Annotated in this window: 1 protein-coding gene; it reads right to left on the reverse strand. The window is 45.9% G+C overall.

What is annotated here, in order from left to right; all coding sequences use genetic code 11:
- Positions 1-657: flagellar motor protein PomA (gene pomA, locus A3750_RS23075; protein WP_068548925.1), on the reverse strand; the 657-nt coding region annotated here is incomplete at its 3' end.
- Between the last annotated feature and the right edge of the window lie 239 nt (positions 658-896).

Below are 896 nucleotides of genomic sequence, written 5' to 3' on the forward strand. Positions count from 1 at the left end.
AATCGACATACTCTTTATCAAGCTCTCCTCCGCCATGCGCAGCTTCAGCTTGTCAGCGAAAGGAATCGCTACCATATTGGCAAGCATTGCTCCATATAAAGTAGTCAGCAATGCAACAGCCATTGCGGGTCCAATCGATTTCGGGTCATCCATATTCGATAACATAGCGACCAAACCAATCAAAGTCCCAATCATACCCATTGCGGGCGCGACATCACCTAGCGCCTCCCAGACCCTAGATCCAACCTTGTGGCGATCTACTGCTTGATTCTTGTCTTTTACCAATAGATTGCGAACGACGTCCGCCTCATGACCGTCGATGAGCAAACCAATTCCCCGCTTCAGGAAATCATTGGAAATCTCCTTACCCTCAAGTGCCAACAACCCACCTTTTCGAGCCTCATCCGCGAGTTCTTTTACATTCGCAATCAGCTCCTCAGGCGAGTCCAGCTTGAACATAAATGCTTTAGCAACCGTTTTCGTTGCTCCGAGAAACTGCCCGAGAGAGAATTTCATCATGCAAACAAGCAAGGAACCAACAATCACGATGAGAATAGAGGGCACATCGACGAACATGCCTAACGAGCCACCAAGCACCATTGCAAAAACAACAATGGCAAAGCCGCCTAAAAGTCCTACTAGGGTAGCGAGATCCAAACTTTCAGTCCCTCTAAAAAATCGAAGTTATCTTTAATTATTCGGCAAACCGCAAGAAAAAAGCAGGTTCAACGAAATGGAAACAGTGGTTATACTTAGCGCCAAGTTTTTTGACTTGTCGAGCGCAAACTTTACGCAAGCCATGAGTTTTCAAAGCGAGCCCTCAGCATCCAAAAGTGTAGACCTAAATGGCACATTTTCACGAGATGTTTTTAATCAGCCGCATCAAAAATGCAATA

It is taken from the genome of Oleiphilus sp. HI0079, assembly GCF_001635105.1.